Annotated in this window: 1 protein-coding gene and 1 pseudogene; both read left to right on the top strand. The window is 47.5% G+C overall.

Annotated features, from left to right (window positions below; all coding sequences use genetic code 11):
- Positions 1-295: pseudogene (locus tag A3735_RS24435) on the top strand (copper-binding protein); the annotation flags it as partial.
- The coding region (locus A3735_RS24430) for an ATP-binding cassette domain-containing protein (RefSeq protein ID WP_156499890.1) at positions 292-613 on the top strand (322 nt) is incomplete at its 3' end. The pseudogene A3735_RS24435 and the gene A3735_RS24430, both read left to right, overlap by 4 nt.

Here is a 613-nt window from a genome sequence, read left to right as displayed (position 1 = left end):
GAAATACGTCGCGACCCGCAAACAAGAATGGAGCCTCGACGCCCAAGGTAATTACTGGAGCGACTATTTAGGCTGGGATATGAACAATGATCAAATTGGCGATACCTACTTCGAACCCAATGACAGTATCGACAAGCTACTATGGAAGTTTCCTCAGGCAAAAATGCTAATGGATAGCCCTGCAGTATTGTTACTACGTTATATCCAAAAACAATTCCCGGTACTTAAATCGCCTGGGGTAAGAGATAGTTTCCCTCTCATGACACCGCCCGCTCGTAAGGTAGCCAGCCCATGACGTCCCCTTCTTCTGACCTTGTTGTTAAGCTTGACTCAGTCTCCAAACATTATGGCGAGCTAAAAGCACTCGAGGCAATCAATCTGGACTTGCCTCCAGGCGAAGTGCTTGGCTTGTTTGGTCATAACGGCGCTGGCAAAAGTACGCTGATGAAAATCATCCTGGGCGTGCTTGAGCCTTGTCAAGGCGAAGTACTAACCCTTGGCCAGTCACCTCGAGACAAAAAAGCTCACCACATTCGCCAGAAGTTTGGTTATCTACCCGAAAATGTTAGCTTTGATGATCAACTAAGCGGGCGCGATATACTCACTTACTTCG

It is taken from the genome of Oleiphilus sp. HI0061 (assembly GCF_001635675.1).
The sequence above is the reverse complement of the archived record's forward strand: the minus strand, read 5'-3'. Positions and strand labels throughout refer to the sequence as shown.